The following is a 22,278-nucleotide window of genomic DNA, read 5'->3' as shown; positions in this document are numbered from 1 at the left end:
AGATACGCCGGATTGCGGATAAAACAAGGGGCCATATCGGCCCCTTTTTCGTTGCTTGCTGTTATGTCACTTATTTTGTTTCGTCGTGCCAGCGGCGGAAGATCAGCGAGGTGTTGATGCCGCCGAAGGCGAAGTTGTTGGACATCAGGTACTCGATCTCCAGCTGGCGTCCCTGACCCGTGATGTGGTCGAGGGGCTCGCAGGCAGGATCCGGGTTGGCCAGATTGAGGGTCGGGGCAAACCAGCCATCGTGCAGCATCTCAAGCGAGAGCCAGGCTTCGATGGCGCCACAGGCTCCGAGGGTATGGCCGAAGTAGCTCTTGAGCGAGGAGATGGGGGTCTGGTCACCGAAGATGGCGGCAGTCGCCTGGCTCTCGGCGATATCGCCCCGTTCGGTGGCGGTGCCGTGGGCACTGATATAGCCAATCTGATCGGGACGCAGCCCGGCCTGATCCAGCGCCATCTGCATGCAGAGCTGCATGGTCTGGCTCTGGGGTTGGGTGACATGGGCCGCATCGCAGTTGGTGGCAAAACCGACCAGCTCGGCGATGATGTGGGCGCCACGGGCGAGGGCATGCTCCAGCTCTTCGAGCACCAGAGTGGCTGCCCCTTCGCCGATCACCAGTCCGTCGCGATCCCGGTCAAACGGGCGCGGGGTGAGCTCGGGGGTGTCGTTGAGCTGACTGGTGGCAAACAGGGTATCGAACACCACCGCCTCGGAGGGGCAGAGCTCCTCCGCGCCACCTGCCACCATCACGGTCTGGTAGCCGTGGCGGATCGCCTCGTAGGCGTAGCCGATCCCCTGGCTGCCCGAGGTGCAGGCGCTGGAGGTGGGGATGACCCGGCCACGCAGGCCAAAGAAGAGGCCGGTGTTGACCGCCGTCGTGTGCGGCATCATCTGCACATAGGTGGTGGCGGTGATGTTGGTGGTGGTCTTGTCGTTGAGCATGGCGCCAAAGGCGCTGATGGGCGCCGTGCTGCCGGTGGAGGAGCCATAGGCGATACCGGTGCGGCCATCGCTCAGCACCGGTTCGTTCAGCAGCTTCGCCTGCTCCAGTGCGAGTTCGGAGGCCACGGTCGACATCTCGGAGACTCGTCCCATGGCGCGGATCTTCTTGCGCGGATAGTGGGCCGGCAGGGCAAAGTCGCTGATCGGTGCGGCCAGCCGGGTGTTGAGCCCGTCATAGACCCCCCACTCGTGCATGGTGACCACGGCGTTGCGTCCTGCCTGCAGGCGCGGTTTGACGCTGGCCCAGTCGTTGCCAAAGGCGGTCACACCGGCCATGCCGGTGACTACGACCCGTCGATTCATATCAGGCCTCCGTTGATGGAAATAACTTGCCGGGTGACATAGCCGGCGATGTCGGACATCAGATAGGAGACCAGACCGGCTACCTCCTCTGCCTGTCCCATGCGTTTGAGGGGGATCATCTTGAGCGCTTCGCCCTCCACTTCCGGGCTGACCATGCCGGTGTCGATAAGGCCGGGGGCCACGCAGTTGACCGTGATCCGCCGTTTGGCGAGTTCCAGTGCCAGCGCTTTGGTGGCGCCGATAAGGCCGGCCTTGGAGGCGCTGTAGTTGACCTGACCGCGGTTGCCCATGATACCGGAGACCGAGGAGAGGGTGACGATGCGCCCGCCGCGGCGCAGTCCGATCATTGGCATGATGCAGGGCTTGAGCAGGTTGTAGAAACCGTCGAGGTTGGTGTGGATGACATCATCCCACTCGTTGTCGGTGAGCGCCGGGAAGGCCCCGTCACGCACGATGCCGGCATTGCAGACCACGCCGTAGTAAGCGCCGTGTTGCTCGATGTCGGCTTCAAGGCGTGCGCGGCACAGCTCGCGATCGCCGATATCGAACTGGATGAGGCGCCCGCTGCCGCCATGGGCGGTGATCTCGTCGAGGGTCGCCTGCGCTCCCTGCTGGTCGCTGTGGTAGTGGACGACTACGGTGAAACCGTCGGCCGCCAGCTTGAGGGCGATGGCGCGGCCAATTCCCTTGCTGGCGCCGCTAACCAGTACGGTCGAATTCATTGTTTCTGCTCCAGTAAATCTGTCAGTTGTGCCTCGGTGGGCTGATAGGTGCTCAGGCGGGCTCTGGCGCACTCGCGATCCCCAAGCCAGATGCTGCATTCAAAGCTGGCCATCCCGCCATCCTGCAGCAGGCAGTGGGCCTCGATGCGCAGCAGGCTGCCGGAGGCAAAGACGGGCAGCTCGCTCTGGTATTTGCGGGTGCCGAGCAGCATGCCGATCCGCACCGGCTCTTGGTGGCTGTGTGCCTGCATACCTGCCCAGGCGGCGATGGTTTGCGCCATCAGTTCGATACCGCACCAGCCGGGCAGATCGCCGTTGTCATCGAGCAGCAGTGCCTGCCGTGCTCCCACCACCGTTTCGCAGCAGACACTCTGCTCGTCGTGCGCCGTGACGCGTTCGAGCAGCAGCATTGGCGCGCGGTGGGGAAGCAGTTGTTCTATGGGAGGAAAAGTCATGATGCCTCTTTGCCAAAAATCAGGCTGACGTTGTTGCCACCAAAGGCAAACGAGTTGGACATGATGATATCGACCGGTTCCTGCTCCTGCACAAGGGCGATGGGGGCCAGCGCCGGATCGGCCGTTTCACCCTGCGGTGGCAGCGGCAGGCCCCGCTCGATCAGCAGGCAGCAGAGCGCAGCTTCGGTCGCACCGGCAGCCCCGAGGGTGTGGCCGGTCAGTACCTTGGTCGAGCTGACCGGCACCTTGTTCGAGAAGAGGCGCGCCAGCGCGCGGCTCTCCATCTCGTCGTTGAGACGGGTGGCGGTGCCGTGGGCATTGACGTAGCCGAGCCGCTCAGCCTCAAGACCGGCGCGGGTCAGCGCCATCCGCATTGCCCGCTCGGCCCCTTCCCCTTGCGGGTGCGGCGCCGAGATATGCCAGGCATCCGATGACTCTCCATCTCCCAGCAGGGCAAGCGGAGCGGGCTCCAGGCTCACCAGAAACAGGGCTGCCCCTTCGCCGATGTTGATGCCATCGCGCCCGGCGGCAAACGGCTGGCAGCGCTGTTCGCTCAGGGACTCCAGACTGTCAAAGCCGTTGAGGGTGAGGCCGCACAGAGAGTCGGCACCACCGACCAGCGCGACATCGGCCTGACCGCTGGCCAGCAGGCGGCGGGCGGTAATGAAGGCGCGCGCGCTCGACGAACAGGCGGTCGAAATGGTCATCGCCGGCCCCTCAAGACCAAGGTGAGCGGCGAGAAACAGCGAGGGTGAGCCGAGCTCCTGCTGCTCGTAGTCAAACTGCGGTGGCAGCGCCTCGCCACGCTCGCTCGCCGCAACGGCGGCCTCTGCCTCGCCGATGCCGGAGGTGCTGGTGCCGAGCACCAGCGCCACCCGCTGCGATCCGACGCGGGCGATAGCAGCGTTCACTTCGTCTTCGATATCGGCTAGCGCTGCGAGCAGCAACCGGTTGTTGCGCGAATCGTAGGGGGCGATCGCCACCGCTGGCAGCGGCTGGCGCACCCGACCCACCGGCGAGGTGCGGCCATCGATCAGCGTCCAGCGCTCGCCATCGAGCGGGCTGGTGCCATGGGTGCGCCACGCCTCGAGGGCGGCACTCACCTCATCCTTGCCACGGCCGAGGGCGTTGATGAGGCTGTAGGCGTGAATGTAGAGGGTCATTGCGCCAGATTCTCCAGTTGCAGGCGGTAGCCAAAGCGGTGCTGGGTCAGGCTGACCGGCTCGCGCTGGCCTTGCCAGTGCTGATAGCGGATCTCGGTGACCAGTACGCCTTCAGGGTCGGTGAGGCGGCGAACATCCCCCTCATCGACCAGCTGCCAGCCCGCCGGCAGACGGGATTGCCACTCGGCCAGCGGCCAGTAGCAGAGCATCACGTCGGCCAGTACCTGAGCCGGCGGGGGCAGGGCGTTGCCGGGCAGGGGGAGCAGCCGCTCGCTGTGAATGCCGCTCTGGTCGTACTGCACCTTGAACAGGCGCGCACCGGTCGGCATCAGCCCGACCAGGGTGATGCCCTGCTGGCCGGCCTCCAGTGCGGTGAGCAGCTGATACTGCTTGCCCTTGACGCTGGCGATCAGCAGCTGCTGACGGTTTAGCGGTTCGGCGCGCTGGGGCGCCGGCAGCGAGAGGGGAACGCCCGGGGCGATAAACGCCTCTATCCCCTGCTGGCTGCTGCAACCGGTCAGCAGCACCAGCAGCAAGTACCAGTATCTCATCATGACTCCGCAGCTGGCCGCGGGGCCAGCACCATGGGGGATAACAGAAACGCTGTGAAGATCCCGCCGCTCAGCACAATTCCGAAACCGGCGATGGCCGGGGTGTTGCTGAGCGCCAGCAGGCCGAAGGCCAGCAGGGTGGTGAGGTGTGCCAGCAGGATGGCGAGCAGGGTCGATTGCTGGCGGGCAGGCTCGCTGCCGCAGTGGGCGAAGAAGAGCCCGTAATCGATGCCGATGCCGAAGATAAGGCTCAGTGCCAGCACGCCAAAGAGGGTGAGCGGCTGGCCACTGAAGCCAAGCAGCGCCAGCCCCATGGCGATGGCCAACCCGTTGACCAGCAGGATGCGCAGGGTCAGGCGCCAACCGATGCGATGCCAGAGCAGCACCATCACCAGCACCACCGCGACCAGCAGCAGCTCGGCGAGCTTGAGGCGGTAATCGGCAAAGAGCTGGCTCCACTGGCTGCGCTGATCCTGCCAGATCACCCCGTCATGCTCGTCGGCCAGACGGGCCAGTGCGGCGGCATCGTGAATACCGGCCAGTGGCACCCAGATGCCGACCCGGCCATCGGGCAGGGCGTACCAGAGCAGGCGGCTCCCTTCGCTGACCGGGCTGGTTAGCCACGCCTCGGGGGTCAGTAGATCCAGGGGACGAGCGCTGGCCTCCACCGGTACACCGGCCGCCTTGAGGGCGGAAATGACACCCGGTTGCAGCGCCATGATGGCCTGATGATCCGCCTGTTGACGAGCCTTCGAGGGGATCCACTGGCTGATGGCAACAAACTGGTCGAGCACCCTGTGCTGGCGGGCCAGCTCAAGCTGGTCAGCCAGCGTCTCGAGGCGGGTGAGGGCCTGCTCGCCATCGCTGCCCACCACCAGATAGCCGGTCATGCCACCCTGCTGGCCGGTCAGTTGCTGGATCTGGCGCTCCTGCGCCTGCAGCTCGTGGGGCAGGGGTTGCAGCTTCTGGATATCGTCATCGACCGCGAGGCGGCTGATGCCGATGGCGCTGATCACCAGCACCAGTAGCGGCAGCCAGCGGCGCAGGCCGCCCGGGCGCTGCCAAGCCTCAATCCAGCGCACCTGCCAGTGGCGGATGGGCAAGGCACCCTGCGGCAGGTCGCCCAGCCAGTAGGGGAAGAGCAGCAGCACGGTCAGGAAGGCGGCCAGCAAGCCGGCCAGCGCGCAGATGGCGAGCTGCTGCAGCCCTGGGAAGGGGGCGAGCCAGAGCAGGGCATAGCCGATCAGGGTGGTGAGCAGTGCCAGACTCAGCCCCGGCAGCAGGTGGGCGCGGGTCTGCGCCGGTGTCTCGTGACCATGCAGGCGCCGCTCGCTCAGGAAGTGGATGGCATAGTCGATGGAGATGCCGATAAGGCTTGAGCTGATCACCAGGGTGAAGACGTGGATCTCGCCAAACACCAGCAGTACGGCGCCGAGCCCCCACAGCATCCCCATTGTCAGCGGCAGCAGAGAGAGCAGCAGAGCGCGCACCGAGCGAAACGCCAGCCAGATGAGCACAATGACCCCGATAAGAGAGCCCAGCCCGATGGTCGAGATATCCTGCTCGGCGAGCGAACTGGCGTGCTGGCTATAGAAGAGGGTGCCGCGGCGCAGCAGTTCGACGCCCGGATAGTGCTGGCGCAACTGCTGCTCGGCGGTTGCCAGCTCGGTGAGCAGTTGGCGGTTGCGCGCCATGTCGAAGGCGGAGAGGTTGAGTTCGGCCCGCACCATATACCAGCGGCGGCCATCCGGCCCGGTGCTGCTGAGCCAGCCTTTTTCGTCCAACTGCATTGGACTCTTCTGCTCCAGCACCGCAGCGCGGGTCAGCAGCAGGGGATCGGCCTGCCACTCGGCGCGCGAGACGCCGCCGAAGGGGGAGTAGATCTGCCCCAGCACCCACTGGCTCCACCCCTCGGGGCCACAGGCCAGCCGTGCCCGCGCGCTCGGCGTGAGGTGTTGCCACGCCATCTGCCGAATGTAGCTCTGCCAGGCACCGGCGAGGGTCGGCTGGGCCGCTTTAAGATGTTCCAGTGAGTCGATGCCGGCCAGCTGCTTGCTCCACGCGGTCGCGGCGGCTTCGCCATTTTCGCCGGCGGGCAGGCTCACCAGCCACACCAGTTGCCGGTCGAGGTTGGCGAGCAGTCCGGCCCGGATTTCCGGATGCCACTGCTGGTGCTCCTCTTTGGGCAGCAGATCCATCACGCTGGTATTGAAGCGGGCGCGGGGCAGGGCCAGCGCCAGGGCAAGGCAGACCGCCACACAGAGCAGCAGCCACAATCGCCCCAGCAGGCGCCACCGTTTCTCAGTGAGCATCAAAACGGGATTGCTCCTCGGCACTCAGGGGCAGGGTTTTAAGCTGCCAGTCAACAAAGCGGATCAGGGTGACATCGCCCTGTTTGTCATGGATGGCGAGCGAGGCGAGCTCGTGACGCCCCTTGAGCACCAGACTGGCGAAGACCTTGTCGAGGGGCGAGCGGATGGGCTCGAGGGTCAGGGCTCACTCCTCCCCCTCGCTGGCGAGTTTGTGGCGAAAGTAGTTATCCAGCGCCGCTTCGCTCGGGTCGAACAGGGCCAGCATCAGGTTGCTGAACTCCAGCAGTTGCGGGCTGTCGAGGGTCTGGGCCGGTTGACCGGGCAACTGCTGCACCATGCGCGTCGGGGTGAGAGTCAGCGTCAGGGGAAAGGGTTTCTGCTGCTGCCACCAGAGCCCTTGGCCCTTCACCAGCAGCAGCTCGCCGCTGGAGCGCAGCGCCTGGGTGAGGCCGCTTATCTGGCGCTCCTGCTCGAAGCGGGCGCTGCGGGCATCGGCCGCCGTGAGCTGTTGCTGCACATCGGCCAGGGTGATCGCCAGTGTTGGCCGGGAGAGCAGAGCCAGCAGCAGCAGGGAGAGGCGGGCCATCATTCGCTCACCCCCAGCTTGTCGAGCAACACCTGTGGCGAGGCGAGGCACATCTCGCCGCTCTGCTTGCTGACCGCCACCTGCACCGTGTACCCCTTGCTGGTGCGTTTGCCACTCTGCGGGTCATAGAGGAGGTAATCGATCTTGAGGCGGTGCTGGTACTCGACCAGGGTGGCGCGTACCCGTACCGTCTGGCCAAAGCGCAGCGGGGCTATGTACTTCATCCGCACATCGATGACCGGCCACAGATAGCCGGAGGCCTCCATCTGCGGGTAGTTGTAGTCGATGCGATCGAGCAGGGCACAGCGGGCCAGCTCGATGTAGCGCAGGTAGTGGCCGTGCCAGGCGACGGCCATCATGTCCACGTCGTGGAAGGGGACGGTGACATCGACCTCGGCACTCAGCTGCCAGGGCTCAGACATGGGACACCTCGTCATAAATCGGGTAGTGGCGTGCCTGCAGGCGGGCCATCATGGCGCGCAGTTCGGCCTCCAGCGGGCGATCTTCGCAGAGGAAGGGGTGATCGCGGCGTACCGCCTCGACAGTGGCGGCGAGCGCCGGGCTGAGGGTGGTCAAGTCATAGCCCTGCAGGGCAAGGCGCAGCTCGACTCCTTGTACCGCCGCCAGCAGGCTGGCGCTGGCTACCTGTTCGGTCAGGGTCAGCACCCGCAGCGCATCGCGGGCGGCGATGGTGCCCATGCTCACCTTGTCCTGATTGTGGCACTCGGTCGAGCGCGAAAAGACGCTGGCGGGCATGGTGTGCTTGAGCGCTTCCGCCGTCCAGGCCGAGGCGCCAATTTGCACCGCCTTGAAGCCGTGGTTGATAAAGCGGCGCTCGGCGCTCGCGCCGGAGAGGTTGCTCGGCAGCCCCTGATTGAACTTGCTGTCGACCAGCTGGGCCAGCTGACGGTCGAGCAGATCGGCCAGATTGGCCACCGCCACCTTCATGCTGTCCATGGCCATGGCGATATGGCCGCCGTAGAAGTGACCGCCGTGCATCACATGCTCCCCGTCGCCGTCGATGAGGGGGTTGTCGTTGGCGCTGTTGAGCTCGTTTTCGATAAGCGTGCGCCACCAGGGCAGGCTGTCGGCCACCACGCCGATGACGTGCGGGGCGCAGCGCAGGGAGTAGCGATCCTGCAGCCGGTTGCTGTGGTGCGGCAGCTCGCCGCTCGGCAGATCGGCGCGCAGCCAGGCGGCGATCTGCTGCTGGCCCGGGTGGGGTTTGGCGGCAAACAGGCGTTCGTCAAAGTGGAAGGCGTTGCCCTCCATCGCCACGCTCACCAGCGCGGTGATTCGGGTGCAGAGCCGCATCAGGTATTCACAGCGGGCATAGGCGAGGCAGGCGAGCGCTGTCATCACCGAGGTGCCGTTCATCAGCGCCAACCCCTCTTTCGGGCGCAACTGGAGCGGTGTGATGCCGAGCTCGCGATAGAGCTCAGCCGCGCAGGTCAGCTCCCCGTTGCGGTAGAGTTCTCGCTCGCCGATGAGCGCCGCCGCCACGTAGGAGAGCGGGGTGAGATCGCCGCTGGCGCCGACCGAACCCTCTTCAGGAATGCGCGGCAGCAGGTCTTGCTCCAGTAGCCAGGTAAGCCGCTCGAGCAGGGGGAGGCTGACGCCGGAGACCCCCTGTGCCAGCGAGTTGAGGCGGGTAGCCAGCACGGCGCGGGTGGCTGCCAGACTCAGGTTCTCGCCCATGCCACAGCCGTGAAAGCGGGTCAGGTGCAGGGGCAGGGTATCGACCAGATCGAGCGGCACTGCCCGGGTGACCGAGTCGCCATAGCCCGTGGTGACCCCGTAGATCACCCCTTCCTCGGCGAGCAGCCGGTCAAGATAGTCGGCGCCGCGCTGGATGCGAGCCCGGAACTCGGGGGCCGGGTTGAGGCGTGGCGTGGCGCGGCGTTCTGCCAGTGCGACAACCTCTTCGATGGTGAGGGGGCGGGCCCCGAAATGGATCTCGTGCATGCCTTGATCAGTCCTGCTCATCGGTCAGATGCCAAAAGTCGAAAAAGTTGAACCACTCCAGCGGCGCACGCAGGCAGTGGTGTTCCAGCCGGTTGGCGTAGTGCTGTACCCGGGCCTCGAGCTGCTGCTGGCGCCCGGCCCGCGGCAGGGGCGAGCCGTCGGCGAACGGCTCGAAGTGCACCCGAAAGCGCCCCTGCTCCCGCAGCCCGAACATCAGGTAAGTGGGGCAGCCGAGGATGGCCGACAGCGCAAACGGGCCGAGCGGGAAGGGGGCCTTGGCACCGAGAAAATCGGCCCAGACCACCCGTTTCTCTTTGGTCACCGAGGTGCGATCGCCGACGATCACCACCCACTCCCCTTCCTCGATGCGCGATTTGAGCATGATGGCGGTATCGGCCCCCAGCTCCTGCACCTGCACCAGATTGAGGCCGGAGTTGGGATTTACCTCCTGCAACAGGGCGTTGAAGCGGGCTGCGTGGCGGGTAAAGACCAGCGCCGTGATGCGAACCCCTTGCGCCTTGCTGCCAAGGGCGCGGCACAGCTCCAGATTGCCCAGATGGGAGCCGATGATGAGGGCTCCCTTGCCGCGAGCCGCCTCGTAATGGTGCGGGTTCACCAGCTCGATGTCGTCGAGGCCTATGTCGCCGCGCCAGGCGGCCAGTTTGTCGAGCGCCGCCTCGCCAAAGCGCAGGAAGTGGCGCAGGCTCCCCACCGGTTCGGGCAGCGGCTGGTTGAGCTCGGCGGCGCGGGCGGTGAGGCGGGCCAGATAGTCGCGGGAGGCCTCGCGCTGGCTGCGACCGGTCAGCCAGAAGTAGCTGATGACCGGCAGCAGCAGGGCCTTGAAGCCCGGACGGCCGAGCAGCCGGTAGCTCCAGAGCATGGTGCGGATGCCGAGCAGGGTGCCGCGCTCCGGGGTGCGTGACCAGTGTTCCCGTCCGCGCTTCAACAGTTGGCCGGGGGCGCGCAACAGGTTGGCAACGCCATCGCGCAGCAGGGTCAGCACCAGACGGGTGTGCATCCAGGAGATGCGCAGGTTGTCGTGCAGCGGGTTGAAATGGGAGAGGCCGTTCTCGGGGTAGTGCACCTTGACCGGAACAAAGCGCACTGCCACGCCGCGCCAGTGCAGGCGCACCATGATCTCGATGTCGAAATCCATCCGCTCGCCGAGAGTGCACTGCTCAAGCAGCGCGCAGCTCGCCTCGACCGGATAGACGCGAAGGCCGCACATGCTGTCCTTGATCTCGAAGGAGAGTGTCTCGATCCAGACCCAGACATGAGTCAGGTAGCGGCCGTAGAGGCGCCCCTTTGGCACAGATTCATCGTATTCGGGGGCGCCGGAGATGAGCGCCTGCGGGAAGCGCTCCGATTCGACCAGCAGCTCTGGCAGGCGGGAGAGATCGTGCTGGCCATCAGCATCGACCTGCAGGGCATGGCTGAAGCCGCGCGCTCTGGCAGCCAGTAGCGCCGTTTTGACCGCGCCCCCCTTGCCCCGGTTGTGCGGATGGCGAAGTAACGTGACCCAACCGGCGTGTTCGGTTGCCAGCTGATCGAGCTGGGCGGCGGCCGCCGGCTCGCTGCCATCATCGACCAGCAGGCAGGGGAGGTTGAGCTGCGCGAGTTCACGCAGCACCGCCGCGAGAGGGGCTGCGTGGTTGTAGCAGGGGATGATGATGCAGGGCGTCACGATAGCTTGACCCGTCCGCTGCTGGCGATCGGCAGCGTATCGACATCCTCTGCGCTGCCGAGACGATATTCAAAGCGCAGCTGGCCGTCGCCATGAGCGCGCAAGATCAGCCAGCAGTGATCATCCGGACGCAGCGGGCGTTGGAACTTGAGCTGGTCCATCCCCTGAAACTCGCCGGCGAGCAGCTTCTCTGCGCGGGCGAAGTGAATGGCCAGTTGCAGCTGGGTGACCCCGGGCAGCAGGGGGGCCCCGGGAAAATGGCCTGCAAACCAGGGCAGGTCGGCACTCAGGTGCAGCAGCAGTTGCACGCTATCGGAGCTGGCCTGACGTGCCAGCAGGGCGGGCAGCAGTGAACTATCCATCAGGTGGGTACTCCGGGTTGTTGCAGTGGTGTCTGGTCAAACGCCTGACGCAGCATCACACCGTCGCGTTTGCCCGCGCCGGTCAGGGGCAGCGCCGGAAAAAGTCTGATGCTGCGCGGCAGCGCCACCGGCTCGAGCCAGGGGCGCAGCTGCCGGCGCAGCTGTTGCAAGAAGGCGCCGTGGCCAAGGCGGGTGAAGCTCTGCACTCCCTGCTGGCTGAGCACCAGTGCGACCCCAAGTACCTGGCGTCCGCCCTGCTCAAGGGGCAAGACGGCGGCATCGAGTACCCCTTCAAGCGCCTTGATGCGCAGCTCGACATCGTCGAGCGAGATGCGTTTCTCCTCGAGCTTGACGATGCGATCGCGCCTGCCAAGCAGGTGAAAGCGGCCTGCTGCGCCTTTGTCGCCATCATCACACAGAGCGATGCGATCGCTGCCGACCCAGGGCTCAGGCTCATCCATAAAGGGTGAGCGCAACAGCAGAGTCTGCTCTTCGTCACAGCTGACGGAGACGCCGGCAAAAGGGGTCCAGGGGATATCGGGCGCAGCGCTCTGGCGCCAGCCGATGCCACCGGTCTCGCTGCTGCCGTAGATCTCCACCGGCAAGGAGCCGAGCAGCGCCGCACACTGGCGTGCATCTTCATAGGCGAGTGGGCCGCCGGAGGAGAAGATCAGCCGGCAGCCGCTTCCCGCAAGGGCGGGATCGAGCCGCGACAGGAAGGCGGGCGAGCTGACCAGTACCCATGGCTCTTTTTGGCTGGCCAGTTGCTCCGGATAGTCGGTCTGGCTGCGGGCAAACGGAATGCCGAGCGCCAGCGGCAGCAGGATGCGAAAGAGCAGGCCGTAGATGTGCTGATGGCTGACGCTGGAGAAGAGCCTCGCTCCCCCAAGGTGCTGATGCCACAGGGCGATCTGGGTACGAACCTCTGCCTCAAGCAGCGCCCAGGGTTTGGAGATCCCCTTGGGCTGGCCGGTAGAACCCGAGGTGTAGAGGGTGATCTCGGGGGCCAGCGTCGCTATCGCTTCCGTGGCTGGCAATGGCTCGCAGGCTGTAACGGCATCGATGGGCAGCACGGTGCAGGGGAGCTGCAGTGGTTCATCGCAAAGCAGTCCATCGAAGGCATCTTGATCCAGCAGCTCCTGCAAGCCGGCGAGGCGCTGGTGGCCGGGCAGCACCAAGGCTCGTCCTGCCATGGCGCAGGCGAGCAGCGCCTGACAAAAGTGGTAGCTGTCACCGGTGCAAATAGCCCAGCGCTGCGCCGGCAGTGCGGTGAGCTGGCGGGCGAGCAACCCGGCGCTCTGGCGCAGTTGTGTCAGCGTCCACGCTCGCTGGCCATCGAAGGTGACGACGCGGTTGCCATCTGCCTGCAGCAGTTCATCGAGCAGAGTCATGCGCTATCCCGTTTCATCACGCGCTGGCGCACCAGCCATTCACCGCCCATCAGCACGCCCATCAGCAGATAGCTGACAAGGCCGTTGTAGAGGCTCCAGAGCGCCAGATCGCCGTGCCAGACAGTCCAGCCAGAAAAGAGGCCGTTGCCGATAAAAAAGAGGCACCACACCCGGGTCACCTTGCGGGTGTAGCGGACTCCCTGCTCCGGCAGATCCGGCGTGGTGAGGCGGGCCAGCCGCTCAACCAGCGTCATAGGTTGAGTAAGGCTCCAGCCAAACACTCCCAGCAGGGTCGCGTTGACGGCAATGGGGTAGTAAAGCAGCCAGTCGTGCTCGCGAAACCAGAGGTTGAGGCCGATCAGCAACAGGCCGACGGCCCCGAGCCAGCGGGTCGCCCAGCGCCAAGCGCCCGGCAGGGCTGCGCCGGCAAACAGGCGAATGGCAAACAGCGGCAACAGCAGCAGAGCCAGCAGGCTTCTCTCCCCGTGCGACAGGCCAAGATAGACCAGCAGGGGATAGAGCAGCAGCAAGGCGCCCGCCAGCAGGTTGATGCGACGCATTACTCGGCGAGCAGGCGTTCGACGGCGTCGACCACGTCGGCGACGGTGCGTACCGACTTGAACTCTTCCGGCTTGATCTTCTTGCCGGTCAGTTTTTGCAGGTGCACCACCAGATCGATGGCATCGATGCTGTCGAGCTCAAGTTGCTGATAGAGCTGGGCATCCATGGTGACGTCTTCGGGGTCGATTTCGAACAGCTCGACCAGGGCGCGGCGAATTTCGTTGAAGATCTCATCTCTGGTCATGGCGATTATCCCCGCTGCTGGTTGACGAGGGCAGCCAGGGCTGCAACAGAGGCAAAGTGACGACGGGTATTCTCGTCATCAGCCGAGAGCACGATGCCGTAGCGTCCCTTGATCGCCAGTCCCAGCTCCAGCGCATCGATGGAGTCGAGACCGAGACCGTCATTGAAGAGCGGGGCGTCGGTGTCGATATCGGCAGTCGTCATGCCTTCGAGGTTGAGGCTGTCGATGATCAGTTGTTTGATTTCTTCAGTTAATGTTTGTTGCATCTTGAGTCCATACAGAGGCGGATTGGGCCGGGCTCAATACCCGTTTGAAATAGTGAGTGAGATGCCGCGCGGCCAGCGAAGGGGCCTCTTCGTGCGGCATCAGATCCCGAGCCTGACACTGGGGCAGAAACTCTATCGTAAAGAGTGGCTTGTGCGCGGGCACATGGAACCATTTGTGCTGTTTGGTCAGAAACGGGGCCGAGCAGTGAATGCGAACCGGTTGCAGCCAGGCCTGACAACGGACGGCCAGATGGGCTGCGCCGCGTTGCAGTTGCAGCGGCTCGCCGGGGGTCGTGCGGGTGCCTTCCGGAAAGACCAACAGTACCGCACCTTGTTGCAGGCGTTCACAACATACCGGTAATAATGTTTCGGCCGCGGCATTGGGAATATAACCGGCGGCCCGCACGATGCCGGCGACAAACGGATTATGCCAGAGCGCCTCTTTGACAATACAGTCGCACTCCGGCATGTAAGCCGCCAGCAATACATAATCGAGCAGGCTGGGGTGGTTGGCCAATACCAATACGCCACTCAGTTGTTGGGGCATATTGTTAAAGCGATAATCCAGCACCCTTAATTGCCTGAGCACATTGAGGAAAAAACGAAAACTTATTCTGATGGTGCTTTGGGCAAGGTGGCGACGCGTTTCCCCGCGTACCAATAACCAGAGCAGTGGAAACCAGACCAGCGTCAGCAGCAGGCAACCAATGCCGAACAGGGTAAATCCCAGCATGGTACCAATCAGGCGCCAGAGCCGATTCAATTGCGCTGCCATAGCCACTCCCTGCGCCCGTCGGAGATCCGAAATTGCGGTGTGTCGGTCAGCAAGGCGCGCCAGCAAGCGAGCGCGCCGCCCTTGCCAGTTGCGCCAGCGTCCGTCGCCAGCGCACTCCCCTGCCACTCATCACCCCGGTTCAGCAACAGCGCCACCGCATGGGGCGGCGGTTCATCACCGAGCCAGGGTTGGCTAAATGCCGGCAGCGTCCCCTCAAAGGCCACCACCAGTACCCGGTCCATACCGTCGGCGAGCATGCCGATGGCTTCCTGCAGGGCCGCGGCAAAGGTACCGCTCCCCGCTGCCAGCGAACTCATGGGGATGGGCTGCTTGCCCTGAATGGAGGTCAGCCCGGCTGCGGTGTTGTGTACTGACTGGGAGAAATCGGTGGGGGAGAGGCTGCGTGCCTGTGCCAGTGCCGTCAGCAGGCCAATGGATCGATCCAGCTCCCCGTGGCGGCTGGCAAACACGGCGCCCTCTACCGTATGGCGCGACATCATGTCGAGGGCCACTTCTACCGCAAGGCGGCTACCCAGGCTCATCCGGCGTGCCACCATCATGGGGATGTGAGGCGTTGCTAGAGGCGATTGCGTTGGCCAGATCCCCTCTTTCGCCCAGCCTTGCCACTGCTCCCGGGTGGTGAGCCCCGGCGCCAGCGCGCAGCTTTCAACGATGGAAAAAGAGGAATTCTTGTACACGAAACGACCTTGAGAGGATGATGCTAACAGGGAGACACGACCAAGCTTGCAGAGCCGATTCAGCTCCAGTTAAGGATTTTGAATAAGATGTGCATAGTACCATCATTTTACTGCAAGAACAGAGACAAGCAGTGACGGGGGCAGCAAGTATGGAGAACCTATTCGGCGCCACCTTTATTTATTGAAAGGGCACACATTTTATTGTCTCATTGGGTCGGCTTTGACAGGTTCCAATTACAAAGGGTTACAAAAATGAAAATGCTCAAAATTATTATCAGCGCATTAACACTGCTGTTGGTTGCCGGTTGCTCCACTTCCCAGCCGGTCATGAATATGACCAATAGTCTGGTTCCGGCCAATCTGAGTGAAAAGGATGTTTCTCGCGCCATTATTAATGCCGGTGTTAGTAAAAAGTGGGTAATGCGTGAAGATCAGCCCGGGTTAATTACTGGCCATATTCAGGTTCGCCAACATCAGGCCAATATCAGCATTCCTTATAACACCGTTAACTACTCCATTAATTATGTGAGCAGCGTCAATTTGGATGACAAGGGTAAAGGAAAAATCCACCGCAATTACAACCGCTGGATTGCCGGGCTGAACGAAGCAATTCAAATCGAATTGAATCGCGCCAGCAGCAGCAAGTAAGGTCGGTGTCTCTTGAATCACTATCAGGCGGATCGTCATAACGCACTGGATGCCATCAGTCAGGCCCAGCGGATCGCTTTTGCTCCCATGCTGTTTCAGGCAGCCTGGAGCTTGCGTGAGTTCGGCATTCTGGCGTTTCTTGCCAAAGAGCGGCAAGGGGCGACCGCGGCGCAGATCGCCGAGGCGACCGGCTTGACCGAGTATGCGGTCAGCGTGCTGCTCGACATGGGGCTGGGGGGCGGCATCTGCCACCTCAACGGGGAGTGCTACCTGCTGGACAAGGTGGGTCACTATCTGCTGAGCGACCCCATGACCCGGGTCAACATGGATTTTGTCCAGCACGTCTGTTACAAGCCCCTTGCCCACCTGCAGCAGGCCATAGAAAGTGGCACGCCTGCCGGGCTCAAGGAGTTTGGCGACTGGTCAAATCTCTATGCCCATCTCAAGGATCTGCCTGAGCCTGCGCGAAGCAGCTGGTTTCGTTTCGATCACTTCTATTCGGACTGGGCGTTCAAGCAGGCGCAGGATCTGGTGCTTGGATACGAGCCGCGCCACCTCTACGATCTGGGGGGCAATACCGGCAAGTGGGCCATCTCGTGCGCCCGGCGCAGTCCCGAACTGCAGGTGACCATTCTCGATCTGCCCGAGCAGATTGCCATGGCCAGCGAGCAGATCCGGGCCGCGGGGCTTGCCGAGCGGGTTCAGGGTTATCCTGTCAACCTGCTGTCGGAGCAAGCGTTGCCCGGTGAGGCGGACATCTGGTGGATGAGCCAGTTTCTCGACTGCTTCAGCCATGACGAGATTGTGGCCATGCTGCGGCGGATCAGAAGCAGCATGAAGGAGGGGGCCAGGTTGTGCATTCTGGAGCTGTTCTGGGATCGGCAGCCGTTTGAGGCAGCGAGTTTCAGCCTCAACGCCACCTCTCTCTACTTTACCTGTCTGGCCAATGGTAATAGTCGCTTCTACCACTCCAAGGAGTTGTACCAGTGTCTGCGCGAGGCCGAGTTCCATGTCGAGGAGGATCACGACATTCCGGGACCGGGCCATACCCTGCTGGTTGCCAGGCCACTGTGATAACGCCGGGAGACGTGACATGAGCACAATACAGATGAAATGCGTTCTGCTGATTGCGGGCGTGCTGCTGACGGGGTGTGCCGAGATGAAGGGGGTTGGTCGAACGATTGGCCATACCTCTCGTGATGTCACCCGGGAGATCGGTCATACGACCCGTGATGTGACCAAAGAGATAGGTCACGGCACGCGCGATACCGTCAAGGGTATCGGCAACGAGATCAAAAACATGTGATAACAGGAGGGCCAACAGGCCCTCCTTTCATTTGCGCTTGATTACAGCGCGGCTGCGATGCGGGCTCCGAGCGCCGCGTTGTTAAGTACCAGCTGGATGTTGGCTGCGAGCGAGTTGCCGCCAGTCAGCTCGCAGACGCGAGCCAGCAGGAAGGGGGTCGACGCCTTGCCCTTGATCCCCTGCTCGTCCGCTTCATGGAGCGCCCGGGCTATGGCCGCGTCGATATCGGCTTTAGGCATGGCGTGTGCGGTCGGGATGGGATTGGCCACCACGGCGCCGCCCGCCAGTCCCAGCTCCCACTTGAGGCGCAGCGCCTCGGCGATGGCTGCCGGACTCTCCAGTCGATAATCAACCTTGAAGCCGCTCTCGCGAGTGTAGAAGGCGGGCAACTCTTCGGTCTGATAGCCGATCACCGGTACGCCCTGGGTCTCCAGATACTCCAGCGTCAGCCCGATATCTAGAATTGATTTGGCCCCCGCACAGACTACGGCCACCGGCGTTTGCGCCAGCTCCTGCAGATCGGCCGAGATATCGAAGGTCTCCTGCGCGCCGCGATGTACCCCGCCAATGCCACCGGTGGCAAAGACCCGGATCCCCGCCATGGCGGCGATGATCATGGTGGAGGCGACCGTGGTGGCTCCCATCCCCTTGCGCGCCAGTACGAACGGAATGTCGCGCCGGCTGCACTTGGTCACGCTGTGGCCAGCACGGCCCAGCGCTTCCAGCGCACCGGCATCCAGACCCACCTTGAGGCGGCCGTCGAGGATGGCGATGGTCGCCGGAATGGCGCCGTTATCGCGCACCACCTGTTCAACCTGACGGGCCGTCTCCACATTCTGCGGATAGGGCATGCCGTGGGAGATGATGGTGGATTCGAGGGCGACCACCGGTTTGCCGGCGGCCAGTGCGGCAGCAACTTCCGGTTGGATATCGAGGTAAGCGTTCAGCATGAGTACTCCTCCAGTATGCGGTCAACGGCGGTCTTGCTCAGACCGGAAAAAACGGTATCGGAACAATTGACGGTGAGGGCGGCGCAGCCCAGGGCAAAGCGGGTGGTTTGGGCAATGTCGAGCTCTTGCAGCCAGGCGTGGGCGAGGCCAGCCATAAAGGCATCCCCGCCGCCGGTGACGTTGAGCACCGGACTGCCCAGCACCGGCAGGTGGCCCTGCTGCTCGCCATCGCTGTAGAAGAGCCCCTGTTCACCCAGACTGAGGAACAGTCGCTTGACCCCGGCGCGGTGGAACCAGGCGGCTACCATGGGCCAGGTTTCGGGCCCGGCGATGGTCATGCCGCACAGCTGCTCAGCCTCGCTGCGATTGGGTTTGAGGGTGTGGATCTTGCTGAGCCAGGGGCGGATCTTCTCCACCTTGGCCACCGAAACGGTATCGACAAAGATGGCGTGATCACCCTGCCGTTCAAACAGCCAGTCGAGGGTATGGATGGCCAGATTGGTGTCGAGCACCCAGAGCCGGGCACCGCCGAGAAAGCCGCCGAGCGGGGTAAGGCGGGCAGGAGTGAGCTGCTCGATAATGGCCATGTCATTGATGGCACAGCTCATTTCGCCGCTGCCATCATGCAGGCTGAGGTAACAGGAGGTGGTGTGGCCATCGAGCACCAGAGTCTGGCGCACATCGACGCCGGCCCGCTGGCTTACCTCCAGCAGATGGTGACCATACTGGTCGTTGCCGACTGCAGTCAGCAGTCGGGTATCACTGCCGAGCCGCGCCAGATTCTCGGCGATATTGCGGCCAACACCACCGGCCGAGGTGCGCACCTTGCCCGGATTGGAGTCGCCGAGCAGCAGGTTGTCGTGGCTGGTGCCGCAAATATCCATATTGGCACCGCCGATTACCACCACGTAGGGACCCTCTCGCAGTACATAACCTCTGCCTTGCACATACCCCTGCCGGATCAGGCTTGAGATGTGGCTGGCCAGCGCAGAGCGGCTGATGCCGAGGCGATCGGCCAGCTCCTGCTGGGCAATCATGGGATCCTGACGCAGCAGGGCGAGGATCTCTTGTTCACGCTCAGTCATAGACAAACATCCATTTACAAACGTTTGTCTATTATTGCTGGGAAACGTTTGCTGGCTATCGACTTGTACAAAATTTGTCGGCTTGCGCACAAAAAATCGACATCCGTGATGGGGCGACGAGTCGTTGAGCCTGGCGAGGTACTTTTAACGGGTCGATGACCCCGCAGCGGCATATAATGGCCGCCGCAAGATGAGGAGAGATGATGGAAAAGAGAGCATTCTGCTGCGTGGGGCTGGTCAATCCCAAATCCCCGGAAAATGTCGGTGCCGTGATGCGGGCTGCGGGTTGCTACGGGGTGGATGAGGTCTACTACACCGGCAACCGCTTCGAGCTGGCGCGCCGCTTTGCCACCGATACCAAGCAGATGGTAGAGAAGATCCCGTTGCTCGGGGTGGATGACCTGCTGCAATTCATGCCGGAAGGGTGTGTTCCCGTGGTGGTCGATCTGATCGACGGCGCTACGCCGCTCCCCGACTATGTCCATCCGGAGCGCGCTTTTTATATCTTCGGGCCGGAGGATGGCACGCTCGATCCCGCCCTCTATGGCGCGGTGAAAGATGTGGTTTATGTGCCGACCCAAGGCTGCATGAATCTGGCTGCATCGGTCAACGTGATCCTCTATGACCGGTTGGCCAAGGGGTATGGCAAGTCCTGAGACTGGGCTGTAGCTGGCTAAACCTTGATGGTAAAGGTGCTGTTCAGTGGCAGAGTGGTGCGATCGGTTACCGCAGGTGTCCCTTGCTCTTGGGGGGCAGGCTCGTCTCCTTTGGCTTTATCAGCCTGCAGGCGAGCAATTTCAGCCATGATCATTGCCAGTTGTTGCTGCAGAACCTTTATCTGGTCTTGCCGCAATTTGGCGGACTCTTTGTCATTCAGGGTATTTTCATCAGGCTTGAGAAGCGAATTGATCTGTTTTTGAATCTTGGCGGCCTTGGCTTGCAGCTGTGCGATTTTTCCTTGAGGTTCACCTGATTTATCGCTGCCGGCAGCCGGATCTGCACGGCCTATGGCCGATGGAGGCATGTATATCTGCATGTTTTTACTCTTTTTTATAGATAAGCACCTCCCTCTATCGGCCAACATGCTGAAGACTTGACCATGACGTTTATATAGTTATATCTGTCATTACTTTATTTCCCTGCCTTCGCTTCCTGCTCCTTGATAAAGCCCTGGTAATAGTCGTAGAGCTGATGGCGCCGATATATATTGGCCAGCTCGCCGCTGCGGATCAGATTGACCATCTCCCTATCCCAAAGCTGCTGCAGTGCTTCCCCTCGCTCGCTGTCGCTAAAAACAGGATAGGTGGGGATCCAGCGCAAAAATATGCGGCTCATGCTGGTGGGGGGCGGATTGGCGACATGCAGCACACCGACGGTCATGTAATAGCGATAGCGCTCCTTCTCGAGCAGCTGGAGGGCCATCTCGTAGCTGTCCACTTCATGCCAGTTCATGGGTACTGATATGTATTTGTCCAGTGCCCAGCCCCGCTGCCATAACACCTGCTGGCCAGCCAGACTCTGCTCCCCCTGCCATTTCGGCTGCCACTGCTTGAGCATGATGACAGAGAGATCGTCCGCTGAATCTGGGTATTCCGGCATACGCACATCACCCAGTTCATGTTGATAGACCCCCAGTGCCATGTCCCCCTTGTTGCGGGTCACCATGGCGAGGGCCCGCTTGTAGGGAACAATATGGGGGACGATGGTGTAACCATGGGGTTGATAGATGCTGTTGACCAAATCGAGGTAGAACCCTTGTCCATCGGTTTGACAGAAACCGGGCCAGTTGTCGCAATAGACGTGGAGTGATTCTGCGCGGCATAAGAGAGATGCGCAGAGATAACAGACCAACAGACAACCGATACGCAGTATGGTCACAATCGGCCTCTCGAGGGCAGCTAAAAAGGGGGAGTTGATACCTTATTTTACACCATGCGCTCTCCGGGAGTCGCGGTAACCATCCCTTTGAATGCTCGTTTTGCGACAGGGTCGAGAGTTATTTGCAGTCGGGTTGATATGATCTCGTTGAGATTCAATAGCACCCCAATCAGTAGAGGAGACTGCTTATGCCATCGATCAAGACACTGCTTTGTCCCGTCGACTTTTCTCAAATGTCCAAAGCGGTTCTCGACTATGCCGTATTCATGGCGCAAAGCCATGACGCCCGGTTAAAGCTGGTTCACGTCGTCGATCAACTGCATGGTTTTGACAGCTACAAGATCCTGCACATGACTGCTGTCGAGATTACTCACGAGATGGAGCGTCAGGCCAGAACCCAGCTTAAGGAGCTGGTGGCTACCTTGCCGATTCCCGCCACGTTTGACATCCGTTTTGGCCGCGCGGCCGATGAGATTGTCATTCAGGCCAATGATGATGAGGCGGATCTCATCGTGATGGGGAGCCATGGTCGCTCCGGCATCAGCCACCTGCTGGTGGGCAGCGTTGCCGAATCTGTGGTACGTCATGCCCCTTGCCCGGTGCTGGTCGTTCGCCAATAAAACGAGCTGTACGGTTATTTAAAAACAAGTGTTCAAGAAAAGGGCCAGCGATTGCTGGCCCTTTTCTTTATCCGTGAGCGTAGATCACGCTCCCCCCCTTGATGGTATCTATGATGGCTCTGGCCTGCTCCTGGGGAAGGGCAGGGCAACCCCAGCTTCTGCCCAGCTTGTCATATTTGAGCAGATGGCGCGGGCTGGCATAGTCCGCTCCATGCACCACGATGGCCCGCTTGCGGGCATTGCTGTTCAGACCCGGAGTCAGACCATCCAGCCGTAGTGAGTAGCCATGCTTGCCAAGATAGGTTTCGGCGGTGCGATAGACACCGAGCGAGCTTTTCATCGAGTTTGGCTGGTTGGAGAATTGATGGGCAGCCAGTTCGCCAGAGTTGCGACCGTGGCTGACCCAGGTGTAGTAGAGCAGTTTGTAGCGTTTCATATCGATGACCAGCAGCCGGCGCAGAGTAGATGGTTTGCTGTAATCGATGATGGTCAGAATGGATTTGTTTTTATGGCGCACGCTCTGGTAGCTATTGAGCGCTTTGCGAAAGGTTTGCTGATCGAGTTTGCCGGCGAGGCCGAGCTGACGGTAGAGGCTCTTGTCCCAGCTTGCCTGCGCGGGGGCGGTAAAACCGAGACTTCCCAACAGCAGCGACAGTATCAACCACATCTGCCACCAGACCTTGTTCCAGAACAGTCGTTTCATCCGTGAATGTCCTTCTGTGCACCATTTTTGTATGCAGATAG

Annotated in this window: 28 protein-coding genes; 5 read left to right on the top strand and 23 right to left on the bottom strand. The window is 62.2% G+C overall.

Annotated features, from left to right (window positions below; translation table 11 throughout):
• Window positions 1-70: 70 nt before the first annotated feature.
• The 18 genes from WE862_RS21035 to WE862_RS20950 are packed head-to-tail and all read right to left on the bottom strand — an operon-like array spanning window position 71 to window position 15,047.
• Complete coding sequence (locus tag WE862_RS21035; RefSeq protein WP_042030851.1) at window positions 71-1,312, bottom strand: beta-ketoacyl-ACP synthase; 1,242 nt, start codon at window positions 1,310-1,312, stop codon at window positions 71-73.
• Complete coding sequence (locus WE862_RS21030; RefSeq protein ID WP_042030850.1) at window positions 1,309-2,034, bottom strand: 3-ketoacyl-ACP reductase FabG2; 726 nt, start codon at window positions 2,032-2,034, stop codon at window positions 1,309-1,311. The genes WE862_RS21035 and WE862_RS21030 overlap by 4 nt, the downstream gene beginning before the upstream one ends.
• Window positions 2,031-2,489, bottom strand: coding sequence for a hotdog family protein (locus WE862_RS21025; RefSeq protein ID WP_042030849.1), 459 nt, complete (start codon window positions 2,487-2,489; stop codon window positions 2,031-2,033). The genes WE862_RS21030 and WE862_RS21025 overlap by 4 nt, the downstream gene beginning before the upstream one ends.
• Window positions 2,486-3,652, bottom strand: a complete 1,167-nt coding sequence (locus WE862_RS21020; RefSeq protein WP_042030848.1) for a beta-ketoacyl-[acyl-carrier-protein] synthase family protein — start codon at window positions 3,650-3,652, stop codon at window positions 2,486-2,488. The genes WE862_RS21025 and WE862_RS21020 overlap by 4 nt, the downstream gene beginning before the upstream one ends.
• Window positions 3,649-4,206 (bottom strand): DUF3261 domain-containing protein, encoded by a 558-nt coding sequence (locus WE862_RS21015; protein ID WP_042030847.1) that lies wholly within the window; start codon window positions 4,204-4,206, stop codon window positions 3,649-3,651. The genes WE862_RS21020 and WE862_RS21015 overlap by 4 nt, the downstream gene beginning before the upstream one ends.
• A complete protein-coding gene (locus WE862_RS21010) occupies window positions 4,203-6,518 on the bottom strand; it encodes an MMPL family transporter (protein WP_052448105.1) in 2,316 nt (771 codons plus the stop codon). The genes WE862_RS21015 and WE862_RS21010 overlap by 4 nt, the downstream gene beginning before the upstream one ends.
• Window positions 6,505-6,645, bottom strand: coding sequence for a hypothetical protein (locus WE862_RS21005; protein WP_339058675.1), 141 nt, complete (start codon window positions 6,643-6,645; stop codon window positions 6,505-6,507). Before WE862_RS21005 ends, WE862_RS21010 begins: the two co-directional genes overlap by 14 nt.
• 54 nt (window positions 6,646-6,699) lie before the next feature.
• Entirely contained in the window at window positions 6,700-7,104 is a 405-nt protein-coding gene (locus tag WE862_RS21000; RefSeq protein WP_339058674.1) for an outer membrane lipoprotein carrier protein LolA, read from the bottom strand.
• The gene (locus WE862_RS20995; protein ID WP_376869627.1) at window positions 7,101-7,523 is read right to left on the bottom strand and encodes an acyl-CoA thioesterase; all 423 of its coding nucleotides are present in this window, start codon (window positions 7,521-7,523) and stop codon (window positions 7,101-7,103) included. The genes WE862_RS21000 and WE862_RS20995 overlap by 4 nt, the downstream gene beginning before the upstream one ends.
• A complete protein-coding gene (locus WE862_RS20990; RefSeq protein ID WP_404800996.1) occupies window positions 7,516-9,066 on the bottom strand; it encodes an HAL/PAL/TAL family ammonia-lyase in 1,551 nt (516 codons plus the stop codon). The genes WE862_RS20995 and WE862_RS20990 overlap by 8 nt, the downstream gene beginning before the upstream one ends.
• Before the next feature lie 7 nt (window positions 9,067-9,073).
• Window positions 9,074-10,750, bottom strand: a complete 1,677-nt coding sequence (locus WE862_RS20985) for a glycosyltransferase family 2 protein (protein WP_042030844.1) — start codon at window positions 10,748-10,750, stop codon at window positions 9,074-9,076.
• Window positions 10,747-11,112, bottom strand: coding sequence for a hypothetical protein (locus WE862_RS20980; protein WP_042030843.1), 366 nt, complete (start codon window positions 11,110-11,112; stop codon window positions 10,747-10,749). The genes WE862_RS20985 and WE862_RS20980 overlap by 4 nt, the downstream gene beginning before the upstream one ends.
• Complete coding sequence (locus WE862_RS20975; protein WP_042030842.1) at window positions 11,112-12,503, bottom strand: AMP-binding protein; 1,392 nt, start codon at window positions 12,501-12,503, stop codon at window positions 11,112-11,114. Before WE862_RS20975 ends, WE862_RS20980 begins: the two co-directional genes overlap by 1 nt.
• Window positions 12,500-13,063: a hypothetical protein gene (locus WE862_RS20970; RefSeq protein WP_042030841.1), complete on the bottom strand. Its 564-nt coding sequence runs from the start codon at window positions 13,061-13,063 to the stop codon at window positions 12,500-12,502. The genes WE862_RS20975 and WE862_RS20970 overlap by 4 nt, the downstream gene beginning before the upstream one ends.
• A complete protein-coding gene (locus tag WE862_RS20965) occupies window positions 13,063-13,308 on the bottom strand; it encodes an acyl carrier protein (RefSeq protein ID WP_042030840.1) in 246 nt (81 codons plus the stop codon). Before WE862_RS20965 ends, WE862_RS20970 begins: the two co-directional genes overlap by 1 nt.
• Before the next feature lie 5 nt (window positions 13,309-13,313).
• Window positions 13,314-13,574 carry a phosphopantetheine-binding protein gene (locus tag WE862_RS20960; protein WP_033114590.1) on the bottom strand — a complete coding sequence of 87 codons (261 nt, stop codon included), beginning with the start codon at window positions 13,572-13,574 and terminating at the stop codon, window positions 13,314-13,316.
• Window positions 13,555-14,349, bottom strand: coding sequence for a lysophospholipid acyltransferase family protein (locus WE862_RS20955; protein WP_042030858.1), 795 nt, complete (start codon window positions 14,347-14,349; stop codon window positions 13,555-13,557). The genes WE862_RS20960 and WE862_RS20955 overlap by 20 nt, the downstream gene beginning before the upstream one ends.
• The gene (locus tag WE862_RS20950) at window positions 14,334-15,047 is read right to left on the bottom strand and encodes a beta-ketoacyl synthase chain length factor (RefSeq protein ID WP_042030839.1); all 714 of its coding nucleotides are present in this window, start codon (window positions 15,045-15,047) and stop codon (window positions 14,334-14,336) included. Before WE862_RS20950 ends, WE862_RS20955 begins: the two co-directional genes overlap by 16 nt.
• Window positions 15,048-15,299: 252 nt before the next feature.
• Between WE862_RS20950 and WE862_RS20945 the strand changes: the two genes are divergently transcribed.
• From WE862_RS20945 to WE862_RS20935, 3 genes are read left to right on the top strand one after another with little or no spacing between them, the layout of a single operon-like run.
• Complete coding sequence (locus WE862_RS20945) at window positions 15,300-15,695, top strand: hypothetical protein (RefSeq protein WP_042030838.1); 396 nt, start codon at window positions 15,300-15,302, stop codon at window positions 15,693-15,695.
• Window positions 15,696-15,707: 12 nt separating this feature from the next.
• On the top strand, window positions 15,708-16,769 hold the full coding sequence (locus WE862_RS20940; protein ID WP_042030837.1) for a methyltransferase: 1,062 nt from the start codon (window positions 15,708-15,710) through the stop codon (window positions 16,767-16,769).
• 34 nt (window positions 16,770-16,803) lie between these two features.
• Window positions 16,804-17,001 (top strand): hypothetical protein, encoded by a 198-nt coding sequence (locus WE862_RS20935; protein WP_033114700.1) that lies wholly within the window; start codon window positions 16,804-16,806, stop codon window positions 16,999-17,001.
• A 41-nt stretch (window positions 17,002-17,042) separates the two neighbouring features.
• Here WE862_RS20935 and WE862_RS20930 read toward each other — a convergent pair whose 3' ends face one another.
• Complete coding sequence (locus WE862_RS20930; protein WP_005335313.1) at window positions 17,043-17,951, bottom strand: pseudouridine-5'-phosphate glycosidase; 909 nt, start codon at window positions 17,949-17,951, stop codon at window positions 17,043-17,045.
• Window positions 17,945-19,036: a PfkB family carbohydrate kinase gene (locus WE862_RS20925; protein ID WP_042030835.1), complete on the bottom strand. Its 1,092-nt coding sequence runs from the start codon at window positions 19,034-19,036 to the stop codon at window positions 17,945-17,947. Before WE862_RS20925 ends, WE862_RS20930 begins: the two co-directional genes overlap by 7 nt.
• 203 nt (window positions 19,037-19,239) lie before the next feature.
• Here WE862_RS20925 and WE862_RS20920 point away from each other — a divergent pair, with 203 nt between their 5' ends.
• On the top strand, window positions 19,240-19,692 hold the full coding sequence (locus tag WE862_RS20920) for an RNA methyltransferase (RefSeq protein WP_042030834.1): 453 nt from the start codon (window positions 19,240-19,242) through the stop codon (window positions 19,690-19,692).
• Window positions 19,693-19,709: 17 nt separating this feature from the next.
• Here WE862_RS20920 and WE862_RS20915 read toward each other — a convergent pair whose 3' ends face one another.
• The gene (locus WE862_RS20915) at window positions 19,710-20,072 is read right to left on the bottom strand and encodes a FlxA-like family protein (RefSeq protein WP_042030832.1); all 363 of its coding nucleotides are present in this window, start codon (window positions 20,070-20,072) and stop codon (window positions 19,710-19,712) included.
• Window positions 20,073-20,167: 95 nt separating this feature from the next.
• Window positions 20,168-20,908 carry a substrate-binding periplasmic protein gene (locus WE862_RS20910; protein ID WP_042030857.1) on the bottom strand — a complete coding sequence of 247 codons (741 nt, stop codon included), beginning with the start codon at window positions 20,906-20,908 and terminating at the stop codon, window positions 20,168-20,170.
• Window positions 20,909-21,102: 194 nt separating this feature from the next.
• Here WE862_RS20910 and WE862_RS20905 point away from each other — a divergent pair, with 194 nt between their 5' ends.
• On the top strand, window positions 21,103-21,534 hold the full coding sequence (locus WE862_RS20905; protein WP_033114597.1) for a universal stress protein: 432 nt from the start codon (window positions 21,103-21,105) through the stop codon (window positions 21,532-21,534).
• A 67-nt stretch (window positions 21,535-21,601) separates the two neighbouring features.
• On the opposite strand, the gene WE862_RS20900 is transcribed toward WE862_RS20905, so the two are convergent.
• Window positions 21,602-22,237, bottom strand: a complete 636-nt coding sequence (locus tag WE862_RS20900) for a murein L,D-transpeptidase catalytic domain family protein (protein WP_042030831.1) — start codon at window positions 22,235-22,237, stop codon at window positions 21,602-21,604.
• Between the last annotated feature and the right edge of the window lie 41 nt (window positions 22,238-22,278).

The sequence above is a fragment of the Aeromonas jandaei genome (genome assembly GCF_037890695.1).
In the GTDB taxonomy this organism is placed as follows: Bacteria; Pseudomonadota; Gammaproteobacteria; order Enterobacterales; family Aeromonadaceae; genus Aeromonas; species Aeromonas jandaei.
Note: the sequence above shows the minus strand (reverse complement) of the source record. Positions and strands in the feature narration are given on the sequence as shown.

Bases quoted from the DNA above. Each gene is read 5' to 3' on its own strand.
- WE862_RS20975 (WP_042030842.1), bottom strand. From the start codon at position 12,503: ATGACTCTGCTCGATGAACTGCTGCAGGCAGATGGCAACCGCGTCGTC.
- WE862_RS20925 (WP_042030835.1), bottom strand. From the start codon at position 19,036: ATGACTGAGCGTGAACAAGAGATCCTCGCCCTGCTGCGTCAGGATCCC.
- WE862_RS20980 (WP_042030843.1), bottom strand. From the start codon at position 11,112: ATGGATAGTTCACTGCTGCCCGCCCTGCTGGCACGTCAGGCCAGCTCC.
- WE862_RS20920 (WP_042030834.1), top strand. From the start codon at position 19,240: ATGGAAAAGAGAGCATTCTGCTGCGTGGGGCTGGTCAATCCCAAATCC.
- WE862_RS20900 (WP_042030831.1), bottom strand. From the start codon at position 22,237: ATGAAACGACTGTTCTGGAACAAGGTCTGGTGGCAGATGTGGTTGATA.
- WE862_RS21020 (WP_042030848.1), bottom strand. From the start codon at position 3,652: ATGACCCTCTACATTCACGCCTACAGCCTCATCAACGCCCTCGGCCGT.
- WE862_RS20935 (WP_033114700.1), top strand. From the start codon at position 16,804: ATGAAATGCGTTCTGCTGATTGCGGGCGTGCTGCTGACGGGGTGTGCC.
- WE862_RS20995 (WP_376869627.1), bottom strand. From the start codon at position 7,523: ATGTCTGAGCCCTGGCAGCTGAGTGCCGAGGTCGATGTCACCGTCCCC.
- WE862_RS21030 (WP_042030850.1), bottom strand. From the start codon at position 2,034: ATGAATTCGACCGTACTGGTTAGCGGCGCCAGCAAGGGAATTGGCCGC.
- WE862_RS21015 (WP_042030847.1), bottom strand. From the start codon at position 4,206: ATGATGAGATACTGGTACTTGCTGCTGGTGCTGCTGACCGGTTGCAGC.
- WE862_RS21000 (WP_339058674.1), bottom strand. From the start codon at position 7,104: ATGATGGCCCGCCTCTCCCTGCTGCTGCTGGCTCTGCTCTCCCGGCCA.
- WE862_RS21035 (WP_042030851.1), bottom strand. From the start codon at position 1,312: ATGAATCGACGGGTCGTAGTCACCGGCATGGCCGGTGTGACCGCCTTT.
- WE862_RS20990 (WP_404800996.1), bottom strand. From the start codon at position 9,066: ATGCACGAGATCCATTTCGGGGCCCGCCCCCTCACCATCGAAGAGGTT.
- WE862_RS21025 (WP_042030849.1), bottom strand. From the start codon at position 2,489: ATGACTTTTCCTCCCATAGAACAACTGCTTCCCCACCGCGCGCCAATG.
- WE862_RS20960 (WP_033114590.1), bottom strand. From the start codon at position 13,574: ATGCAACAAACATTAACTGAAGAAATCAAACAACTGATCATCGACAGC.
- WE862_RS20970 (WP_042030841.1), bottom strand. From the start codon at position 13,063: ATGCGTCGCATCAACCTGCTGGCGGGCGCCTTGCTGCTGCTCTATCCC.
- WE862_RS20965 (WP_042030840.1), bottom strand. From the start codon at position 13,308: ATGACCAGAGATGAGATCTTCAACGAAATTCGCCGCGCCCTGGTCGAG.
- WE862_RS20905 (WP_033114597.1), top strand. From the start codon at position 21,103: ATGCCATCGATCAAGACACTGCTTTGTCCCGTCGACTTTTCTCAAATG.
- WE862_RS20930 (WP_005335313.1), bottom strand. From the start codon at position 17,951: ATGCTGAACGCTTACCTCGATATCCAACCGGAAGTTGCTGCCGCACTG.
- WE862_RS20915 (WP_042030832.1), bottom strand. From the start codon at position 20,072: ATGCAGATATACATGCCTCCATCGGCCATAGGCCGTGCAGATCCGGCT.
- WE862_RS20955 (WP_042030858.1), bottom strand. From the start codon at position 14,349: ATGGCAGCGCAATTGAATCGGCTCTGGCGCCTGATTGGTACCATGCTG.
- WE862_RS20945 (WP_042030838.1), top strand. From the start codon at position 15,300: ATGAAAATGCTCAAAATTATTATCAGCGCATTAACACTGCTGTTGGTT.